The organism is Bradyrhizobium nivariense, from assembly GCF_029846695.2.
In the GTDB taxonomy this organism is placed as follows: Bacteria; Pseudomonadota; Alphaproteobacteria; order Rhizobiales; family Xanthobacteraceae; genus Bradyrhizobium.
Window position 1 is genome coordinate 152,362 of record NZ_JARWCR020000008.1, and the last position, 19,705, is coordinate 172,066.

The following is a 19,705-nucleotide window of genomic DNA, read 5'->3' on the forward strand; positions in this document are numbered from 1 at the left end:
CCCTGGGCCGCGCTACGAGCGAAAGTCGAAAAGGAGTTTCTGTGCAACATTCCTCTCGGCTCCAGTTTACGGGCTATCAGCTGCGCTATCGTGAAGTGTATCAACGCCTGAGAGATTCAATCCTGCAAGGAGCGTATCCTCATGGCGCCCGGGTTCCCTCAATCCGAACGCTCGCTTCCGAGCTCGGTCTTTCACGCGCCACTATCGAGAAGGCCTACGACCTGCTCATTGGAGAAGGACTTCTCGTCAGTCACGGGCAATCCGGAACAAGGGTTTCTTATGTTCGGCCTCGCATGCCGGTCGCACGGATTCCATACGCGCCGGATCAATCGATCCCGGATTCCAAGCCAACCGGAGATGATTCAACGGATGTAAGCGAGAACGAGCGCTCTGGAACACTGGCCGGCAATACGGGTGTCAGCCCCTTCCAGATTTCCGTGCCCGCAATCGACGTTTTTCCGCGGGCAGCCTGGCTCAAGATCAGCCAGCGCATCTTGAGAGATCGCGCGGAGATAAGCCAACTCGTTGACGACGTCCAAGGCTATCATGCCCTACGAACGGCCATCTGCGGGTATCTGAACGTGGCGCGGGGCATTCGGTGCGGGCCACATCAGATCTTCATTACGGGTGGGTACCGCCAATCATTGAGCTTGGTGGCCGGCGCACTCGTTGCTTCCGAGAGCGCGATCTGGATCGAAGATCCCGGGTATCCGCCGACATCTGTGGTGCTCGAACGGCTCGGGATGCGTCCCATACCCATTCCGGTAGATTCTGAGGGACTTGACGTCAACGAAGGCCGCCAACGCGCCGCTCGTGCCCGCATGGCAATCACGACACCAACCAAACAAAGTCCTCTTGGCGTGAGCATGTCGCTGCGGCGCAGAAGCGACCTCACGGATTGGGCTGCCGAGACCGGCGCTTGGATCGTGGAGGACGACTACGACAACGAGTTTTGCTTCGAAGGAAAGCACCTACCGACATTGCACAATCTGGATACTTACGGCCGCACGTTATATTTTGGCACGTTCAGCAAGAACCTCCACCCCAATCTGCGTATCGCCTACGTCGTGTCCCCCGATTCTATCGTCGCTCCCCTCCGAATAGCCGCTAACAATATGCTGGACGGAATTTCAATATTGCAACAAAAAGTGCTGGCTGCCTTCATCGCCGAAGGTCATTTCGCGCTTCACTTGAAGAAATCGCGCGGCATCTGTGCCGCAAGGCGAAAAATGGTGATTGACGCTCTGGCTGCTCGGTTTGGCCCACGGTTATCCATCTGCCAAAAGAGCTGCGGCCTTCATCTCTTCGCGACCACAAGTGGATCTACAAACGACGTCGCAATTTGCAAGCTTGCTAACCAGAAGGGACTTGGCCTCTCGAACCTCTCTTCGAGATACATCAAGGCCGAACCTAAACAGGGCCTGCTTCTGGGTTATGCTAACTTCTCAAGCGACGCTCTGCTGTCGCGCTCGATCGACCCGCTCGAGGAATGCCTTGACCATTTCGACCATGTCGGTGCCGAACTATAGCAGATTGGCTCGTCGCCATAGGCGACTGCACAAGGCCTTACACCGCGACGTCTCGATATCTTGTACGTGCGACGCTCTCTGAGAGAGGCGGCCGCCGTGTGGGCGAGATGCGGATCGGTGCCATCGGCAAGCATAGCAACATCATCCAAGGACAGGTTGACCTGCGTAGCCAGACGGAGAACCGCCGCGCGGTTCGTCGTTTGCCGGCTCATGGAAAGATGCTGGCGGCCGAGCACGCTGGCAAGCGCGCGAGGGGGTACGGCGCCGCCAATAGTAGACGGCTGTGCAGCAGTTCCCGCGCCAAGCCGGTTTCGTGAGTGATTTCAGGCTGGGCGGGCGAGTTGGCTGGGACGGGAGGGTACTTCGGCAAATTTCGACACGTGCGGCCAGCGCGCCCATGCTGTGCTCCTGGGAGGCTTCGGTCAGAACTCCAAGCCTGCGGCTACTCGAAGATCGTGCCGGCGAAGGCCACGACCAGCGCGGGCTCCGAGCGCTCGCGCACTTGGCGCGGATCAGATCGATCACGGCCGTCTCCAACTGGCCCTTTTCGACCAAGTCGAACACCGCACGCCCCACGGCACCTTCGCGAATACCTCGTTCTCTCACCGAGCCTACCGAGCAATTTGTGTCTCGGCTCTATGACATGGGCAACGAGCACAACCGCAATCAATTGACCGGTTATGTTTGCCGCAACGAGGATTTGCTCAAGCTCGACCTACTCGTCTTCGCTATTCGACGGCTGTGCCAACCGCTGGAGGCACATTTCCTCGGGAAGCACCGCGATGGTGTTCCAGATGAGTCTAAGAGGCAACGCATGGAGCGGGACCACCCGTCATCCTCCAACCTGCAATCGGCGTTTGAAGAGATAAAGGCCGGTGGGCGAGGTCCCCTCCTGAGAGAAATTGCCTTGAATTGGAATCTGCCGTTTGCGCCGGCTGATTATCCGCACCCACCGTTTTCATACGGTGTCTCATCTACAAATCCCGTGTTGGTGCGGCGCATTCTAGAGCCCCTCGATTGAGGGGACGCACAACAAGCAGCCGACTCGGATGAACTGTGGCAATGGGTCCAGGACAACATCCTCATACCGCGGGATTATGTGAAGGCTTACAACGACGAGCGGTTGAGGCGAAGGACCGCTGCGCGAGCCAAGAGCTGACTCGGTCCTCATGCGCCCCAAGCCAATCCCCCGCCGTGCGTCTAGCTAAAGCTACTGCTCGTCGCGAGGATCGCAGTTAGGATGCGCTCGAGTAAATCATTGCGATGTCGCCTTTCCAAACGTCCTCGAACAGCTTGCGTAAGCGATCTGCGCCGGTCGGCCCACCGTGGGCTGTAGACTCAAGCGGCTGGAGGAGTAGCCGCCAAAATCTAAAAGGGGTAGCCAGCTGGGTGGGTCTGAAGGAAACGTGGTCTCTCGCTCGAGATCTACGCCCAGCCTAAGTTCGTTCGAGACCGTAATGACGCATACGTCGTGGCTACGGGAAATCGATACTCCGACGTCATGCCTGTTTCGAAATCGGCCGCGACGTCGCACACCGTTCCGGTCGACGGCGAGAGATAGAGGTGCGTCAATTGCGTTCAGTATGCCCTCAACTGAGATGCGTCTTTCCACCTTCCCTGCCCTGGTTTGGCGCTCAGAGGTACGGCGGAAAGCCAGGACCACGGTGTTACCAGCCAATAGTCCCCTCCACGCAGATTCGAGTCGCAAGCGGACAACGCTCATTTCGCAATCATCCGGCTCTTGAATATGCCCGCGATACGGTTCTCGAACTGAGCAAATGCAGCCGCTACGACAATCAGGACAGCGCCAAGTATAGTCGTGCTGGCGGGTGTCGCTCCAAGGAAGAGTGCGCCAAGAACAGCGGCAAACACGAATCGCATGTAGTCGAGAGACGCGGCCAGCGTGGCGTCCAGGCGGCGAAAGCCATGCACCACAGCATATTGGCCGCCGACGCCGAGGGCACCGATCGACATGAGCGGGATTACCCGCTCTATACTCACATGGTGCCAAAGCAAGAATGCCGCCGGAGCGGTGAGTGCTACCGATAGGACTTCGTTAAAAAACGCAATGCGAAACGTTGTTTCGGAGGTCGTTAGCCCCTTAATCTGGACGGAGGTCACCGCTACTAGGAATGCGCCCAATATGCCGACCACGGCTGGAAACAAGAGGCCATGCGTTGGGCCCACGGCCACCGCGACACCAATCAAGCCAACGATAATTGCCAATATTCTCAAAGCGGAAGGCACTTCGTTCAGGAACATGTATGCCAAAGGTACGAGGAGGAGTGGTCGTAGGAACGTCACCAGCGTCGCGGTCTCGATCGGCATGTGAGCGAACGAGTAGAAGCCAAAGAGCATAGCCCCTGTCCCAACGACTGCCCGTTCAACCAATTTCCTTGGGCGCGTCGGCTTAATCTCGGCAATGCCTACAACCGGCACGAGCGCGACCAAGGTAAGTGCTCCGAAAAGCGCTCGAAAGAAGCTCAGCTGTATACTTGGTAGATCGGTCGCCTGAACCTTAATTAAGAGCGCCATCACACTGAAAAGGAAACCTCCTAGTAGCGTGAAGAGTATCCCGGCGGTTCTATCGCCTATCATTAGTTATGCTCGTGCCGCTCGTTTCCACGATACGCGCTTCTCCTAGTTTGACGGTGATTGCATCAACTCCGCCAAAGTGGGCATTTGAAACACTGATCAACTCAAGTGCCGTTTCAAGGTCGGGTAACCACGGCCTTCGCCGTAGCTCAAGGTACAACACGGCCGCTCTGCGAGCGACATTCACGCCCGCGGCCGCTATCGCGACAGCTCGTGTCGGGCAAGCAACGAGAAGGTTGACGTTTGAGGCTTCGAGCGAAGACCGAATGACCAATGCCTCGCATTCAAGGCGCCCTAGGTGTGGCATCGCTCGCGAGTGTTACGTCAAGCATCTCTACTCTCACAAAAACCACCCACTTGACGACCCGACCGAATGCGAATTCCGATCGCCCCCTCATGTCCACATTCGATCTTGCTGCAATGGGATTGGCCATCCCCGCGCGTCGCGATCAGTTGCGCGTCAACGGGACGCGCTTCAGATGCTCGCAACGATTGCTTCAAGTGATTGAGATGCCCGCCGCACTGGCTGGGCGGAATGTCGCTACTGAGGTTCAGCTTTGCGATCCGCACGAGACAGGGAGACAGGGAGACAGGGAGACAGGGTTCCTTCAAGCCAACTTACTTCCCTCGACCTGCCTCTGCTCGCATCCGTGCGCAAACCATATTGCAAGCATGGAACACGCACAAGATGCACGACAAAACTTTCTAGATCGTCACAACGCAAAATTGTTGGCCAATCAGATGCATGAAGAATGCAAGCAGCAAACTGAGAGGGTCATTTTGATCAGTTTTGCGGCACTAAATCGGCATAAACTGTTTTTCTGAGGCGACACAATTGATTTGTAGATCAGATCAAGTCCACCCTGACCTCCGGTAAACTTTCACCCAATGGTAGTGAGGTCTTTGGAATTTTCTTTTACGAGTCGCGCGGATAGAACGACGAACCATGCGCGGAGCCGATCACATGTAAGGGCACTGTCCTTCTTATGGTGCCGCCTTATCGCGTCTATCTTCCCTTGTGTGCCCGTTGCGAATGCACGACCGCGAAGACATAGAGACTAGTCTGCGACCGAACGACACAGGACCAGCCGGACACTGAGCGGTCGATGAGCTAACAAGGAGTACGGCCAGACGGGGAAATGCCCTCGGCTATCGAGCTATCCGGGGAATTCTCTTCATTCTTTACTCTCCGTTCGGAGCTACCCGGTCCGACAATCCGTGCCCCCCCTGCGCCACCCGTCGCAACACAATAACCTCAGGTCGTTGCGTGCGCGTCCGTCCCCCATACACTGGCACCAACCGCTTGCCGGCATAACCGGCACAGGAAACGTTTTTGTCTCCCGACCGGTCTGCCGCCTGCGGCATCACCCAATGGGAGAATACAATGGCCACCAGGTCATCCAACAAGTCGAAGAAGCCTACCCACGAGGCGTTCGTCGTCACTGGCGAAGGCGAGAATGCGTTCTGGACCAAGATTGGTGCGGCGTGGCCGCATGACGATCGCAAGGGGTTCAAGGTCGAACTGATCGCACTGCCCGTCAGCGGACGGATTGTCATCCGCGAGCGGAAAGAGTCGACCGACTAACCCGCCCATGACGCCGCACGCAGGAAACAGCCGGTAGCTCAACGAACGTCTGCCTTCGAATGCCGAATGATCGCTACAGCGAGTCGATCAGCGATGAGGTTAGATTTCCTCAATCATCCGGGGCCGATGCACATATTGGCCTCCGATTAGGATGGATTATAGCAAATCAAATTCTTGCGCGATGAACGCCAAAGAGACAGACTTGTCTTCCTATTTGGAGGACAATATGAAGCTTCTCGAACCCTTCACGCTCGGATCCAAAGCCCTGAAAAACAGGATTGTCATGGCGCCGCTGGCAAGGTCGCGCGGCGATGAGCATCGTGCCCCGAAGGAGCTTGTCGGCACCTATTATGCGCAGCGCGCCACCGCCGGCCTCATCATCACCGAAGCAAACCATATCTCGCTGCAGAGCGCGACGCGGGCTCGCGCCACCGCTCACCACAGCGAGCATCAGAATCAGGCATGGCGAAAGGTCGTCGGCTCGATACACGACGCGGGCGGCGTTGTCTTCCAGCAGATCTACCATGTCGGCCGCAAGGCGCTCCTGTCCGGGATGCCCAACGGCGAACAACCTGTCGCCCCATCGGCGATCCCGGCTTTTGGGGGGATCATGAAGGAGGACGGGCTGGAAGAGTTTCCTGTCCCACGGCCGCTGCAGCTTCACGAAATCCCGGCGATCGTCGAGGACCATCGCCGCGCGGCGCGGCTTGCCCGCGAAGCCGGATTCGACGGCATTGAAATCCTTGCGGGCAATGGCTTCCTCCTCGATCAATTCCTGCGCGACTCCACCAATCTCCGCACCGACGCGTATGGTGGCCCGATCGAGAACCGTGCCCGGCTTCTGCTCGAGGTCGTGGACGCTGCCATCGCGGAATTGGGCGCCGATCGCATCGGCGTGCGGATTTCGCCGCATTTCAGAGCTGACCACATCAGTGATTCTGATCCGGTCGCGTCCTTCAGCTACGTTGCCCGGGAACTCGACAAACGCCGGATCGCGTATCTGCATCTGCTTGAAGGAACCGCCCATGACGAGAGCGGCGATATTCCGCTCTACAAGCGGCTTGTCTCCAAATCATCCGGTGGTTCCGGGCCACGCCCGGGCGAGCCGTTCCTCGCTCCTACTCTGCGTTCGTTGTTTCGGGGCGCTTTGATCCTCAACAGCGGCTATGATCGGGAAAGTGCCGAACAAGTCGTCGCCAACGGTATCGCGGACGCCGTTTCGTTCGGCAGGCTTTACATCTCCAACCCGGATCTGCCCGAGCGCTTCCGGCTCAATGCGCCGCTGAACGCGCCCGATACCTCGACCTTCTATACGAACGGCCCCGAGGGCTACGTCGACTATCCCTTCTTGACGGAACTGCCCGCGGTCGCGGCACAGGCGTGAAAGTCGCGCAGCGAATCCGCATTTCCCTTGCCGGCCCCGAGTAAAACCATGACAAAACATACGCCCTCATTGTCGCGCCTCATCGATGAGGATCTCCTCACCAGCCTTCGCGACGAATTTGCGCAAATGGCAGCCAAACACGACGAAGACGGGAGTTTCCCGTTTGAGAACTTCAAACGTCTAGGCGAGCACCGGCTGATCGCCCTGACGGTGCCGCGAGCTCATGGTGGTCTTGAGGGCGGAATTGTCGATGCGGTCAGGCTCGTTACGGCGGTCGGAGCCGGTGAAGCCTCGACTGGCTTGCTGGTGGCCATGAATTGCCTGATGCACTATGTGCTCAGCAAGAACCCGCCTGAGAATTATGCGGAGATTGCCGCTGCGGCGGTCGAGGGCACCGGCGTCCTGAATGCGCTTCAGGCCGAACCGGAACTGGGCTCCGTTGTTCGCGGAGGTCTGCCTGGCACCCATATCACGGCCCAGCCGGACGGCCGCTGGAAATTGAGCGGCCGCAAGGCCTACGCCACCGGAAGCCCGATCGTCCGCTGGTGGTTGACGCTCGCGAGAACCGACGAGGAGCAGCCCCGCTTGGGTACGGTCATCGTTCCCGCGAATGCGTCGGGGCTGACTGTCATTCCCACCTGGAATCACGCAGGTCTCAGGGCAACAGCGAGCCACGAAATTCGCTTTGCGGACGTCGAGCTGCCGGCCCATGCCGCCAGGGGGTTTTTGCCGGTCGGTTCGCCGGAGCTTGCGGCCCGCCGCGCAGTGGTTGATGTCTGGTCCTGCATCCTGACGGCCGCGCTCTATGACGGCATCGCCAGAGCAGGCCGCGATTGGGTGCGCCGTTTCCTGCAACAACGGATTCCAGCCAATCTTGGCGCGCCCCTTGCCACGGTCCCGCGCCTTCAGGGCGTGGTTGGCGAAATCGAAACGCTGCTGCTCGTCAATCGCTCGATTCTCGACGATGCCGCACACGCAGCCGACGTCGCGCCGACGCCCGATCCGATACGCGCGCAGGCGGTCAAGCACATCGTTACCAACAACGCCGTTCGAGCCCTCGAACTGGCGCTCAGCATTTCCGGCAATCACGGGCTGGACCGCGCGAACCCGCTCGAGCGCCACTATCGCGACGCTCTCTGCGGGCGGGTTCATGCGCCGCAATCGGACACCATTCTCGTCAACGTCGGTCGCGCATCGCTTTTAGCCTGACGCCACCATCCGCTCGAAGGAAATTTGCATGTCATCATTCGAAACAAGGGGTCTCCGCCCGAGCAGGCGGGCGTTCCTGGCGGGCGCCGCTTCGGCAGCAATCCTGCCGAACACATCCTGGGCATCGGACACCCCGGTCAGGGGCGGCACGCTGGTCGCCGTCTGCACGCCAGGCGAGCCGAACGTGCTGACGGCGGCGATCGTCCAAACCGGTCAGGTCCAGACAATTTCTGCGAAGATTTTCGATGGTCTCGTTCGCTATGGAGACGATTTCAAGCTCGAGCCTGAGCTCGCCACCAGTTGGACCGTCAGCGATGATGGCAAGGAAATCCGCTTCAACCTGCGACCAAACGTCCGCTGGCACGACGGTCAGCCGTTCACCTCGGCGGATGTGAAATACACCTACGAGAACGTCTGGCTGAAGATCCATCCGCGCGCGCGGGCAACCTTCGCCGCGGTCGAGGCTCTCGAGACGCCCGATCCCCTGACGGTGGTGTTCAAGTTGCGCAATCCTTCCGGCGTCATTCTCGGGGCGCTCAACGCCGTCGAGCTGACCGTGTTGCCCAGGCATCTCTACGAGGGAACAGACGTTCTGACCAACCCGCACAATATCGAGCCGATCGGCACCGGACCGTTCCGGTTCAAGGAGTGGGTGCGCGGCGACAAGATCGTTCTGGAGCGAAATCCCGACTATTGGGATACGGGCAAACCTTATCTCGACCAGGTCGTTTATCGAGTGATACCGGATGCGACCGCCCGCTACGCCGCCTTCGAAACTGGCGCTATCCAGCTCGGCATGCTCTCGCCGATCTCGATCAATGATGTGGAGCGGGCCCAGAAAAGCGACGCCGTAAGGGTTGAATTCAAAGGCTATGAGTGGCTTGGGTCCGCCATCGTTGCCGAGTTCAACGTTCGCAAGCCGCCGTTCGACGACGTTCGCGTGCGACGTGCCGTTGCACATTCCATCGATCTCAATGCTCTCTCGAAGGTGACGACGCGTGGCTTTACCAAACCGGGCACTTCACCGGTTCTTTCGTCACAACCAAAATTCTACGCAGGCGAAAGGCTGCCGTTCTATGCGTTCGATCGGGCTGCAGCCGAGAGGCTGCTCGACGAGGCGGGATATCCGCGCAAGGGAAATGGAGCGCGTTTCGCCATCACGCTCGACTGGCTTCCGTTCGGCGAGAACTTTCAGCGCTTCGGTGAATTCATCCGGCAGGCCTTGAAGCCGGTCGGCATCGATGTGACCTTGCGCAATCAGGATCTGCCGCAGTTCTTCCGCCGGGTCTATTCTCTCAACGACTTCGACTTCATCGTCTCGCACCGAGCCGGCTTTGGTGATCCGCAAATCGGCATCGACCGCATCTTCTGGTCCAAGGCGATCCTGAAGGACGTGCCCTGGTCGAACGGCTCCGGCTACAGCAGCCCTGAAATGGACAGACTCATCGAGGGCGCTCATCTTGCGGCTACGGAAGAGCAGAGAATCGAGTTCTACAAGCAGGTGCAGATCCAGGCGCAGACGGACATCCCTCATTACACGCTGCTTGAGAGCCGCCAGTACACCATCGCTTCAAAGCGCGTTCGCGGTCTGACGACCGGTTCGAACAGCGTCTACGATTCGCTGAAGGACGTCTGGCTGGCGCCATGACCTTCCCTCAAACCGAAGACAGAGCATCCAAGATAGCGCAACCGGCGCCGCGCCTGCGCTATGCCGCGGCTCGCATCCTGCAGATGCTGCCGACCCTGTTTCTGATCCTGCTCTCATCCTTCGTGCTGCTTCATCTGGCCCCAGGCGATGCGGCGCAGGTTCTGGCGGGCGAAGGTGGCGGGGGCGATGCGACTTATCTGGAGACGCTCAGGCGCAGCTTCGGGCTCGATCAGCCGCTCCATGTGCAATTCCTGTTCTATGCCAGGAATGTGCTGTCGGGCCAGCTCGGCTTCTCGTTTCGCAACAACATGGCCGTCATAGACTTGATCAGCGCCCGTCTCGTGCCGACCTTGCTGCTGACCGGCGCGGCCCTGTTCCTCGCCGTTCTGTTCGGCCTCGCTGGTGGCGCTTTCGCCGCTGCGCATCGGGGCAAGACGGCCGACCGGGTCATCAGCGCCGCTGCCCTTCTGATCTATGCGACGCCTGGCTTTCTCCTCGGCATCGGCCTCATGATCCTGTTTGCGGTGACCCTGCCCTGGTTGCCGACAGGCGGGTTTGTCGATTCTTATGGCGTGGAGACGGGGCTGCAATATGTGACGAGCGTCGGCCGCCATCTGGTGCTCCCGACAATCACGCTGGGGGCTTTGTATGCGGCGATCTACATGCGCTTCACGCGAGGTGCGATGCTGGAGATTTACGATCAGGACCATGTTCGCACGGCGCGCTCGAAGGGCCTGACGCCGTTTCGCATCATCAGGCGGCACGTGCTAAGAAATGCCCTGTTGCCGCTGGTGACGGTCGTCGGCTTGCAGGCCGGGTCGCTGCTCAGTGGCGCAATCCTCGTCGAGACGGTCTTCTCCTGGCCGGGTCTCGGCCGGCTGGCTTTCGAGGCCGTGCAGCAGCGTGACTACAATCTTCTCTCGGGACTGGTCCTTTGCACGGGCACCCTGGTCGTCATCATCAATCTCGCCGTCGACCTCCTTTATGCCGTGCTGGATCCGAGGGTGTCCCTGCGATGAGTCTGGTCAGCGTCGGATTGCGTCGGCTCGCTCCGGAAGCAGGCACGGCACGGGGATGGCGCGCTCTCGCCGTCGGGTGGCGGCGCTGGCCAATCTCCCTGCGTCTCGGGCTATGTCTCTTGGGCTTGCAGGTGTTGGTCGCCTTGTTTGCCGATATCATTTACCCCGGTGACCCTTTTGAGCTCGTGGGTATGCCGTTTCTTCCGCCTGGCGAGGATCCGCATTTCCCGCTCGGCACCGACATCCTCGGCCGCGACATCGCCGCGGGCCTTGCACATGGTGCTCGCGTCTCGCTTCTCGTGGGGCTGGCCGCAACGGCCATCGCCACTCTACTCGGAACCTCAGTCGGGCTTCTTGCAGGCTACTTCGGTGGTTGGGTCGATCATGCGCTGATGCGCATCACAGAGCTCTTCCAGGTCATCCCCCACTTCCTTTTTGCCATCATCCTGGTCTCGATCATGGGGGCAGAGCTCGCCAACATCATCTTGGCGATAGGCTTGACCAGCTGGTCGATGGTTGCGCGACTGGTGCGAGCTGAAACACTGGCGCTGCGCGAACTCGACTACGTCAAGATCTCGCTTGTGATGGGGGGCGGCCATCTCAGGGCGATCTTCACGCATGTCCTGCCCAACGCCTTGCCGCCCGTCATCGTCGCCGCATCCATCCTCACGGCGCTCGCCGTCCTGACCGAGGCCGGTCTCGCATTCTTCGGGATGAGCGACGGCAACCACATCAGTTGGGGCGGAATGATCGGAGCTTCCCGCGACGCGCTGCTCACCGCTCCTTACATGACGCTCATCCCGGGAGCCGCCATCGTGCTGGCGGTTGCCGCTCTGAGCCTGATCGGAGACGGCCTGACGCTTCTCCTTCGCAAAGGGTCCGGCAGATGACGGCCGGGATTCTGTTGCAGGCACGCGATCTTGCTATTGCCGTCAAGGGAGAGAACGGGCCGGTCAACGCCGTGCGCGGCCTCGACATCGAGGTCCGGCGCGGCGAAACGCTGGCAATCGTCGGTGAATCCGGTTGTGGCAAGACCCTGACGGCTCTCGCGCTGGCGGGTCTCCTTCCGGACAATATCGCGATCTCTGGCGGCACGATCGAGCTCCTGGGCGAGGATCTCTCCGGGCTATCTCCGGCCCAGTGGCGCAGCATGCGCGGCAAGCGCATTGCCATGATATTCCAAGATCCCATGGCCGCGCTCAATCCGGTCCTGACGATCGGCGAGCAGATCGTCGAGGCTATCCTCGCGCACCGCGCCGTTGGGAAGGAAGCGGCACGAATGGAAGCCATGGACCTGCTTGAACGAGTCCGGTTGCCGCTGCCCGATGCCTGCATGCGCGCTTACCCACATCAACTCTCCGGCGGCATGCGCCAACGGGTGACGATTGCCATCGCGATTGCAAACAGGCCAGAAATCCTCATCGCGGACGAACCCACGACCGCGCTCGACGCCACAGTCCATGCGGAAATCCTCACCCTGCTGACGGAGCTCAAGCGCGAAAGCGGCATGTCACTCGTCATGATCACCCACGATCTGGCGCTTGTGTCCCGATGGGCGGACCGCGTCGTGGTCATGTATGCCGGCAAGGCGGTTGAAAGCCGGCCCGCCATCGGCGGCCTGCTGACCAGCGCTGCCCACCCTTATACGCGCGCTCTGCTTGCCGCACGGCCGTCGCGGCGGCCACGCGCAGGACCGCGGCCTCGCCTTGCGGAGATTCCCGGCCGCGTACCTCTTCCCCACCAGATTGGCAACGGCTGCAGCTTCGCCGATCGTTGCAACATGGTGCTACCCGCATGTCGCAATATCGCGCCCGCACGCCTGGTTCTCGGGAATGGCGAAGTCTGGTGCCATGCGGCCACATACCAGACCAGCGGCGGGTGCGAGGTTCCGGCATGAGGGATGTTTCGCCACCACCACTCCTTAGCGCGCGGAATCTCGCCGTTACCTTTGAGAGCCGAGGCCGGAGGGTCGAGGCAGTTCGCGGCGTGTCGCTCGATGTCCAGCCGGCCGAAGTGTTGGCCGTCGTCGGCGAGTCCGGCTCGGGCAAGTCGACCCTGGCGCGCGCGCTCATCGGCATGCTGCCTGCGGCGAGCGGCTCGGTCGCACTTGACGGCGAGGATGTTGCGTTCTCGGCGTTGCGCCGCACACCGGCCCAGCGCCGCAAGATCGGCATGGTGTTTCAGGATAGCAGTGCCGCATTCGACCCGAGATTCAGCGTCGAACGCATTTTACTGGAGCCGATCAAACTACTCGGGCAACATCCGGACAACCCCTCGCCTGCCGACCTTCTCGATACCGTTGGTCTCTCCTCGGGCCTCCTGAACCGTCGGCCGCGTGAACTATCGGGCGGCCAGCGCCAGCGCGTCGGAATCGCGCGGGCGCTCGCGGGCAGGCCGAGGCTCCTCATCTGCGACGAAGCAGTGTCCGCGCTCGACGTGTCCGTCCAGGCGCAGATCCTGAATCTGTTGAGCGACCTCCAGGCCAACCACGGACTGGCTCTGCTTTTCATCACGCACGATCTGTCGGTGGTTTCCTATCTCGCCGACAGGATTGCCGTGATGTATCGCGGCGAACTGCTGGAGACCGGAGACGCTGCCCTAGTCCTGGACAATCCTAATCACGACTACACGCGCAAGCTGCTCGATTCGGCTTTGTGACGCCATGGGAAACGGCCCTCTCCAATACTGAGAAGCTTCATGAGAACACCGGTCCGAGAAGAGATTTTGAATGTCGCCGCCACCCTGTTCTACAAGGAGGGGATCCGCGCAGTAGGGGTCGACCGCGTAATCGAGGTGGCCAATGTGGCGAAGGCCACTCTGTACCGGCATTTTCCGTCCAAGAATCATCTCGTCGCCGCCTATCTCGAGCAGCGCCATCATCGTGTGATCCGATCCCTCCACGACGTCATCCGGCCGGCCGACCAACCTCGACAACGGATCTCGGCAATCTTCAGGAACCTCTATGAAAAAGCCGGAACCCCGGACTTCCGCGGCTGCGCCTTTGCTCTTGCAGTCGCCGAATATGGAGATCTGGAGCAAGTCGTCACCATCGCTCGCGAGCACAAGAGGCAGATTCGCGAGTTGTTCGTCGTCATCATGGCCGAGGCAGGTGTCGCACAGTCTAGGCCTGCGAAGCATCTGGCACTGCTCTATGAGGGCTCACTCGCCACCGTCGCTGTCAGCAGAGATCCCAAGGCCGTGTTAGTTGCACGCGATTGCGCTCTTGATGTTTTCGACGGCGCAGTCGCCTCGATTCCGAAAGGCCGGAGCGCGAAGCGCGGCCGCGACAACTAATTATCGCTTCAGCGCGGCCTCGCATCGGACGGTGGATGACCTGCACGCGCGTGATGCGCGGCATCAATTCCATCGCTAAGGCGGAAACGCCGGCATCGGCAATCGTCTTCAGCGCGGCCTCGTTGCCATAGGGGTCCATGATGGCGATGCAGATGCATCAGCGCATTGAGGGCGTTGAAGTAGAAGGCCCGGCAGCGGCTCTCCGAGCAACAAAAGTTGACGACCGAGCTGGAAAGCGAACTTGCTCGCAAGGAGGAAACACTTTGGTCCGCTTTGACTCTTCTGGAAGAGCACGGGATCGGGTGGCCGTCGCCTTCGTAAAATGGCCCCTTCGGCTCGCGCACCCCCCATTCTCCAAGCAATGCAGCGGCCTGCGCCGCGTTGCCGTCACGATCCTTCCTGCTGGTCGGGGTCGTCAACGAGGCGCAGGACAACGCCGCGCTCCGGCGCCGCGGGCTCCGCCGGCTCTTTCGAACGGGCGGCCTCGAGCAGCGCGGCGATCTCGGCGCCGATGACGCTGCTCCGCTCGAACAGCCGGCGCGCCACCGCGATCAGCGCCGACCGGTTAGCTTCGAGCAAGTCGTGGCAGGCGCGGTCTGCCTCGGCGAGCTCGATGCCTACCGCGGCGCGGATGTCGGCGTAGCGGAGAAACTCCTCGGCGCGGCGCAGGTCGCCAAGATGCGTCAAGGGCGAAGGCCCCGACAGACCCAGTCCGCCCAGCATCGCGCAGCTGAGCCTGGTCGCCTCCGCGAGATCCTCCAGGGCGCCGTGGGACGCCTCGCCGAGCAGGACTTCCTCCGCGGCGCGGCCGGCCAGCAGTACCTCGATCCGGAAGCGATAGGCGGCCGCCGTGCCGTCGAACGCGAGCGTCGCCGTACGCATCGACATCCCGAGGCGCTGGTCCGTGCGCGTCGTGTTGGCGACGACGCCGTCTGCACCGAAGCGGAGCACGTCGACCACGGCGTGGCCCGCTTCGTGGACCGCCGTCCGCCAGCGTTGCTCGTCGGAGAGGTCGTCGTCGCCGACGACGGCACGACGGAGGTCGTCGAACCGGAGCTCGCGGTTCTCGCGACGCGCGGCCCGGCGGGCGTCCTTGACAACGCGCTCCGCGTCGGCACCGGTCATGCCGGCCGCCGACGCCACGACGGCGGAGATGTCGACTGCTACGAGATCGCCCTTCAAGCGCACCCGGAAGATCTTCTCGAGCTCGTCGGGATCGGGCAGACCAATGCGCACCACTTTCTCGAAGCGGCCGGCGCGGAGCAGCGCGGGGTCGCAGGCCTCGACCTGGTTGGTGCAGCCGATCAGGAACACGCCCTCCCGCCGGCGCACGCCGTCAACCTCCTCGAGAAGGGCGTTGACGCAGTTCCTGACGTAGTCCGAATGCGAATGCTTGACGCCACGGCGGTCGACGAAACTGTCGCACTCCTCGAGCAGAATCACACAAGGCGCACACGCGCGGGCGGAAGCGAAGTCGCGGCGCATGGCCGCCAGGAAATCACCCAAGTGGCCCTCTGCCTGCCACGAATAATATGAGCACACGATCAGCGGGATGCCGGATTTCGAGTCCTTTCCCAACGCGCTCCGCGCGAAAGCCTCAGCGAAAAGCGTCTTGCCGACACCGGGCGGCCCCGCGAGCATCACAGCGCTCGAGGCCGAATCGTCCCAGGTGGCCTCACCCCGTCGCCAAGCGGCGAGCCCTGTGATCGCGTCGTCGGCCCAGGCGCGCGCCGCGGCCATGCCGTGGATCTCGGAGAGAAACAGCCCGCGAGACGCCCGCCCGGCGCTCTTCAGCAACGCGAGACGGCGCAGCTCGTCGACGCACGCCGCCGGCGTCCGGTCGAAGCGGATGGCGGCCGCGAGGTCGCCGACGCCGAGATCGCGCACCGTCTCGGCCGGCAAGTCCACCGCCGTCCTGACGCCGGTCACGGCACGGATCGTGCGCGAGACCGTGGCGTGGTCGAGCATCGGCAGTTCGATCCGATGCCGCGCTGCGTCGTTCACCACCTTCGGCAGGCAGGCGCGGCCGTCGGGCGAGAAAGCGACGAACGGGAGGGCGTAACCGCACATGTCAGCGGTGACGCGTTCGAGACGCTCCCTCGCGGCGCCCTTGAGCGGCTCCTTCAGCATGATGTAGGCGCCGTCAAGCGCACTGCGACGACCAGGCGCGGTCCTGACCAGATCAATCAGCCGCGCCGGGTCGTCAAAGAACATCCCGCGCCACTCACCCTTCAGCGCGTCGAGCACCGCGCCGTCGGCGACGTCGACGACGACCGGAGCGCCGCCCGAGACGAGGTCCCGCGCCGCGTCCGGCGAGGCGTCGAAGGCGCGTGCCAGCAACAACGCCGCGGCGATCCGCGTCGCGCTCGGAGGGCATCCCTCGCGGCCCGCGGTCTCCTCGAAGCCCGTGTTGTCGTCGTCCATCTCCGACGGCATGCGCAGCAGTCCGGCGAACCCGGGCGATCGGGTCCGCGGAGGGCGCTCCGGGCCATCGCCGCTCACGTCTCGCCGGAAGCGCAGCCCTTCGCGCCAGGCCTCGCCGTACACCCGCAGCTCGATGGGTCCGATGCCGGCGCCGTCGAAGGAAGGCGTGCGACGCGTGCCGCCGTCACAAGCGCCCAAGACATGCCGAATGCTCGTCGTCTCGTTCATCGTCTAGACCTCAATGGTGAGAAGGGGGTCGAACCCGAGACGCTCGTCCGGGTAGCCGAGGGGGTTCGAGAGCATCAGCGTCGTGGCGCCGCGGCGCAGGCGGCAGCTGAAGTGCGTGTGGCCCGAGATCCAAGCGGCCGGCTGGTAACGATCGATCAGCGGCGTGAGCTCGGTGCAGGCAGAGGCGGCCAGCAGGCCGTCGCGATACGGCGGCGACACGGCGTCGATCGTCGGTGCGAAGTGCGTCACCACGACGGTCGGGCCGGGGTGGTGCGTCGCGAGGACGGCCTCGAGAAAAGCCAGAGACGTCAGGTGCAACGCGCGCGCCTCCTGTGGGCGGAAACGCGCCCAAGGATTCGAGCTCCACTTGATGCGCTTGTGGTCGCGCATGCCTTCGAGGGCCGCGCGCATCGCCGCCGCGCGTGACGCCTCGCCGAACAGCCCGTAGTCGGACCACAGCGTGCAGCCGGCGAAGCGGACGCCCGTCGCATCGCCAACGACCGCGACCTCGTTCTCCAGGTAGTGCAGCCCGAGGTCGGCGGCGACGCGACGGCCTTCGTCGATCGCCGCGGGCAATGCCGGGCGCGCCCAGAACTCGTGGTTGCCGGCTACGACGACGACTTCGAGCGGCGGCGGATAGGCCGCGCGCAATTCCCGCAGGGCGGCGGCGAGACCCTGCCGCGTGTCGCCGGCGACGACGATCACGGAAGCTCCGGGCGCCGGCGCCGGATAACCCCTAAAGCCGGGGAAATCGGAATGCAGATCGCTCATCGGCTGCAGGATCATGATGCGCCTCCATTCGGGCCGGTCGGCGTCTTGGGCTCGCGCGCTCCGGCACGGCGGCTGCCGAGCCAGATCTTGTGCATCGACCAGGAGGCCGAGAGGCGCGCCCGCTCGCGCGGCTCGATCGGCATGCGGGCCAACGTGTGCGACAGCACCAGCGCCGCGGCGGGGTCGGCGAAGGCGCAGGCCAGCAGCACCGTCATGCTGAGGTCGACGCGCAGGCCGATGTGCTCGGGGATGCGCCGTCCGACGACGAGACCGACGGCCGCGGCCGCGTCGCCGCGGATCGCCGCACGCCACTCGGGCATCGTGGCGGAGATGCCGGCGACGAAGTGGGCCACCTCGGCGCGCGCGCTCTCATCGAAGGATTCGGCGACCTTCGTCCGCCAATAGAAGAGCACCGGGGGCAGCGCTTCGCCGCGCAGGCCTTCGCGTTCGTCCATTGGGCATAGCTCCGTCGTTCGCGCGGAAGGCCGCGCGTGATGTCGAAAAGCGGGATTCGAAAAAGGGTTAGGCGAGGGAGGGTCCTAGGCGGACCCTGCCCTGCCTCGCCGGGACACGCCCCGTCACGTCACGCCGTGCCGGACCACGCCTAGCCTCGCGGTGTCGAGCCAAGCCAAGAACTATTCGAGCTGCGACTCCTCGATCAGGAAGCGGCCGAAATCGGGACGGTGGTCGCCGATGCCGAAGGGGCCGGCCATGCGGAAGTAGGTGACGACGTCCTCGCGGTTGAGGATGGTGGTGATGAAGGAGCCGCGGACGGTCGCGCTCCAGCCGTCGAAGCACGGGCGGGTGCGCGCCACCCGCGATTCGCCCACGCGCACGATTTCGCGGTGGCGGAAGCGCGGATCCTCCCAGAGTTCCTCGACCGTCTTCGGGCCGTCGTACTCGAGCATCGCGGGACCTTCGGCGACGAAGGCCGCCTTGGTCGCCTTACCCTTGCGCACCGTCTTGGCGCCGTTGACGAGCGCGGCCTTGATCGCGGACGGCGGCAAACACGGCCTGCCTTCGTGAAGCCACAGCGATCCGAAGAATTCGAGTTCCGCGATCCGGTGATGGTCGGCGTCGGTCTTGTGCTGCTTCCCCGTGATCTTACCGAGTGCTTTCGCGCCGGGATCGAACGGGTCCGCGAGCCTGCTGGAGTGCATCAACATGGGGCCGGCGCCGACCAGGCGCAGCGCGATCATCTCCACCGCCATGATCAGACCTCCCCGTCGGTGGGATCGAACAGCGGCGTCGCCTCGGCGATGCTGCGGACGATGTCCGCGTACGACGCGGGCTTGGCGGCATACTTGCGCGCGCGCAGCATGCTCGTCACCACCTCGTGGCACTCACGGCACAGCACCGTCAGGTCGCCGTCGCGCTCGTCACCGAGGTTGTCGTAGGTGCGATGGTGTGCCTCGAGTTCCTCAGTCGCCGCACACAGCAAGCAGCGATGGTCGGCGGCCGCGAGCGCGCGCTGGCGGATCTCCCGCCACGCGGCGCTGTGAAGATGCTTTTCGTAATCCACCATCGGTCGTCGTCCCCTGTCAGTTGCTGAGGGGAGGCGTAGCACAGATTTTTGGGTTTGGGGACAAATTGTCCCCAAGCTTCCCAAAAATATTCGTTAACCTTAACGGTCGGTTAACAGAAAACGTAAAACTCTAACTACTCATTCGTCAGATCTGAGGTCGCTCCATTCGGAGGCCCGGTCAAAGAAACTGATAGATTCTGCCCTACAGAAACAGCGACTCGATGGACGACCACCTGCTGACCCCTTCCCTGCTTCGAGCGGCCCGCGCGCTGCTCGGATTGAGTCAGACCGAACTGGGGCAGAAGGCGGGCGTGTCGCGGAAGGCAATCGCGACGTTCGAGACGGCCGCCCCCTCCGACCGGCTAGACCCGCGCCGCAAAGCCGTGCTGGACACGCTGCGGCAATATCTCCAAGTCGAATGCAATATCGAGTTCATCTTCGCGAGCGACGAGACGGGCGAAGGCGTGCGGCTTCGCACGAAGCCGCGGTAACCC

General features: G+C 62.3%; 19 protein-coding genes and 1 pseudogene. 13 read left to right on the forward strand and 7 right to left on the reverse strand.

Annotated elements, in window-relative coordinates; all coding sequences use genetic code 11:
* Window positions 1-41: 41 nt before the first annotated feature.
* On the forward strand, window positions 42-1,529 hold the full coding sequence (gene pdxR, locus QCM77_RS09650; protein ID WP_279683103.1) for a MocR-like pyridoxine biosynthesis transcription factor PdxR: 1,488 nt from the start codon (window positions 42-44) through the stop codon (window positions 1,527-1,529).
* 643 nt (window positions 1,530-2,172) lie between these two features.
* On the forward strand, window positions 2,173-2,550 hold the full coding sequence (locus QCM77_RS09655; RefSeq protein WP_279683105.1) for a hypothetical protein: 378 nt from the start codon (window positions 2,173-2,175) through the stop codon (window positions 2,548-2,550).
* 698 nt (window positions 2,551-3,248) lie between these two features.
* On the opposite strand, the gene QCM77_RS09660 is transcribed toward QCM77_RS09655, so the two are convergent.
* Window positions 3,249-4,127 (reverse strand): DMT family transporter, encoded by an 879-nt coding sequence (locus QCM77_RS09660; protein WP_279683106.1) that lies wholly within the window; start codon window positions 4,125-4,127, stop codon window positions 3,249-3,251.
* 393 nt (window positions 4,128-4,520) lie between these two features.
* Between QCM77_RS09660 and QCM77_RS09665 the strand changes: the two genes are divergently transcribed.
* The 10 genes from QCM77_RS09665 (at window position 4,521) to QCM77_RS09710 (ending at window position 14,263) form a co-directional block, all read left to right on the forward strand.
* Window positions 4,521-4,949, forward strand: coding sequence for a hypothetical protein (locus tag QCM77_RS09665; protein ID WP_279683108.1), 429 nt, complete (start codon window positions 4,521-4,523; stop codon window positions 4,947-4,949).
* Between the two features lie 559 nt (window positions 4,950-5,508).
* Window positions 5,509-5,709, forward strand: a complete 201-nt coding sequence (locus QCM77_RS09670; protein WP_279683110.1) for a hypothetical protein — start codon at window positions 5,509-5,511, stop codon at window positions 5,707-5,709.
* A 226-nt stretch (window positions 5,710-5,935) separates the two neighbouring features.
* Complete coding sequence (locus QCM77_RS09675) at window positions 5,936-7,093, forward strand: alkene reductase (protein ID WP_279683112.1); 1,158 nt, start codon at window positions 5,936-5,938, stop codon at window positions 7,091-7,093.
* Between the two features lie 69 nt (window positions 7,094-7,162).
* The gene (locus QCM77_RS09680) at window positions 7,163-8,302 is read left to right on the forward strand and encodes an acyl-CoA dehydrogenase family protein (RefSeq protein ID WP_279683114.1); all 1,140 of its coding nucleotides are present in this window, start codon (window positions 7,163-7,165) and stop codon (window positions 8,300-8,302) included.
* Window positions 8,303-8,330: 28 nt separating this feature from the next.
* Window positions 8,331-9,950 carry an ABC transporter substrate-binding protein gene (locus QCM77_RS09685; RefSeq protein ID WP_279683117.1) on the forward strand — a complete coding sequence of 540 codons (1,620 nt, stop codon included), beginning with the start codon at window positions 8,331-8,333 and terminating at the stop codon, window positions 9,948-9,950.
* Complete coding sequence (locus tag QCM77_RS09690; RefSeq protein WP_279683119.1) at window positions 9,947-10,969, forward strand: ABC transporter permease; 1,023 nt, start codon at window positions 9,947-9,949, stop codon at window positions 10,967-10,969. Before QCM77_RS09685 ends, QCM77_RS09690 begins: the two co-directional genes overlap by 4 nt.
* 119 nt (window positions 10,970-11,088) lie before the next feature.
* Complete coding sequence (locus tag QCM77_RS09695; RefSeq protein ID WP_279683121.1) at window positions 11,089-11,859, forward strand: ABC transporter permease; 771 nt, start codon at window positions 11,089-11,091, stop codon at window positions 11,857-11,859.
* Entirely contained in the window at window positions 11,856-12,866 is a 1,011-nt protein-coding gene (locus QCM77_RS09700) for an ABC transporter ATP-binding protein (protein WP_279683123.1), read from the forward strand. The genes QCM77_RS09695 and QCM77_RS09700 overlap by 4 nt, the downstream gene beginning before the upstream one ends.
* An 89-nt stretch (window positions 12,867-12,955) precedes the next feature.
* Window positions 12,956-13,627, forward strand: a complete 672-nt coding sequence (locus tag QCM77_RS09705) for an ABC transporter ATP-binding protein (protein WP_279683125.1) — start codon at window positions 12,956-12,958, stop codon at window positions 13,625-13,627.
* A 39-nt stretch (window positions 13,628-13,666) separates the two neighbouring features.
* On the forward strand, window positions 13,667-14,263 hold the full coding sequence (locus tag QCM77_RS09710) for a TetR/AcrR family transcriptional regulator (RefSeq protein WP_279683127.1): 597 nt from the start codon (window positions 13,667-13,669) through the stop codon (window positions 14,261-14,263).
* Between the two features lie 34 nt (window positions 14,264-14,297).
* Here the strand turns inward: QCM77_RS09710 and QCM77_RS09715 are convergent.
* The 6 genes and pseudogenes from QCM77_RS09715 to QCM77_RS09740 form a co-directional block, all read right to left on the reverse strand.
* A pseudogene (locus QCM77_RS09715) lies at window positions 14,298-14,417 on the reverse strand (NAD(P)(+) transhydrogenase (Re/Si-specific) subunit alpha); the annotation flags it as partial.
* 233 nt (window positions 14,418-14,650) lie between these two features.
* On the reverse strand, window positions 14,651-16,915 hold the full coding sequence (locus QCM77_RS09720) for an AAA family ATPase (protein ID WP_279683128.1): 2,265 nt from the start codon (window positions 16,913-16,915) through the stop codon (window positions 14,651-14,653).
* A 3-nt stretch (window positions 16,916-16,918) separates the two neighbouring features.
* On the reverse strand, window positions 16,919-17,701 hold the full coding sequence (locus QCM77_RS09725; protein WP_279683130.1) for a metallophosphoesterase: 783 nt from the start codon (window positions 17,699-17,701) through the stop codon (window positions 16,919-16,921).
* Window positions 17,698-18,141, reverse strand: coding sequence for a hypothetical protein (locus QCM77_RS09730; RefSeq protein WP_279683132.1), 444 nt, complete (start codon window positions 18,139-18,141; stop codon window positions 17,698-17,700). The genes QCM77_RS09725 and QCM77_RS09730 overlap by 4 nt, the downstream gene beginning before the upstream one ends.
* Before the next feature lie 180 nt (window positions 18,142-18,321).
* Window positions 18,322-18,897 carry a hypothetical protein gene (locus tag QCM77_RS09735; RefSeq protein WP_279683133.1) on the reverse strand — a complete coding sequence of 192 codons (576 nt, stop codon included), beginning with the start codon at window positions 18,895-18,897 and terminating at the stop codon, window positions 18,322-18,324.
* Between the two features lie 2 nt (window positions 18,898-18,899).
* Window positions 18,900-19,211, reverse strand: a complete 312-nt coding sequence (locus tag QCM77_RS09740) for an HNH endonuclease (RefSeq protein WP_279683135.1) — start codon at window positions 19,209-19,211, stop codon at window positions 18,900-18,902.
* 221 nt (window positions 19,212-19,432) lie between these two features.
* Between QCM77_RS09740 and QCM77_RS09745 the strand changes: the two genes are divergently transcribed.
* Window positions 19,433-19,702, forward strand: a complete 270-nt coding sequence (locus QCM77_RS09745; protein ID WP_279683137.1) for a helix-turn-helix transcriptional regulator — start codon at window positions 19,433-19,435, stop codon at window positions 19,700-19,702.
* Window positions 19,703-19,705 lie beyond the last annotated feature (3 nt).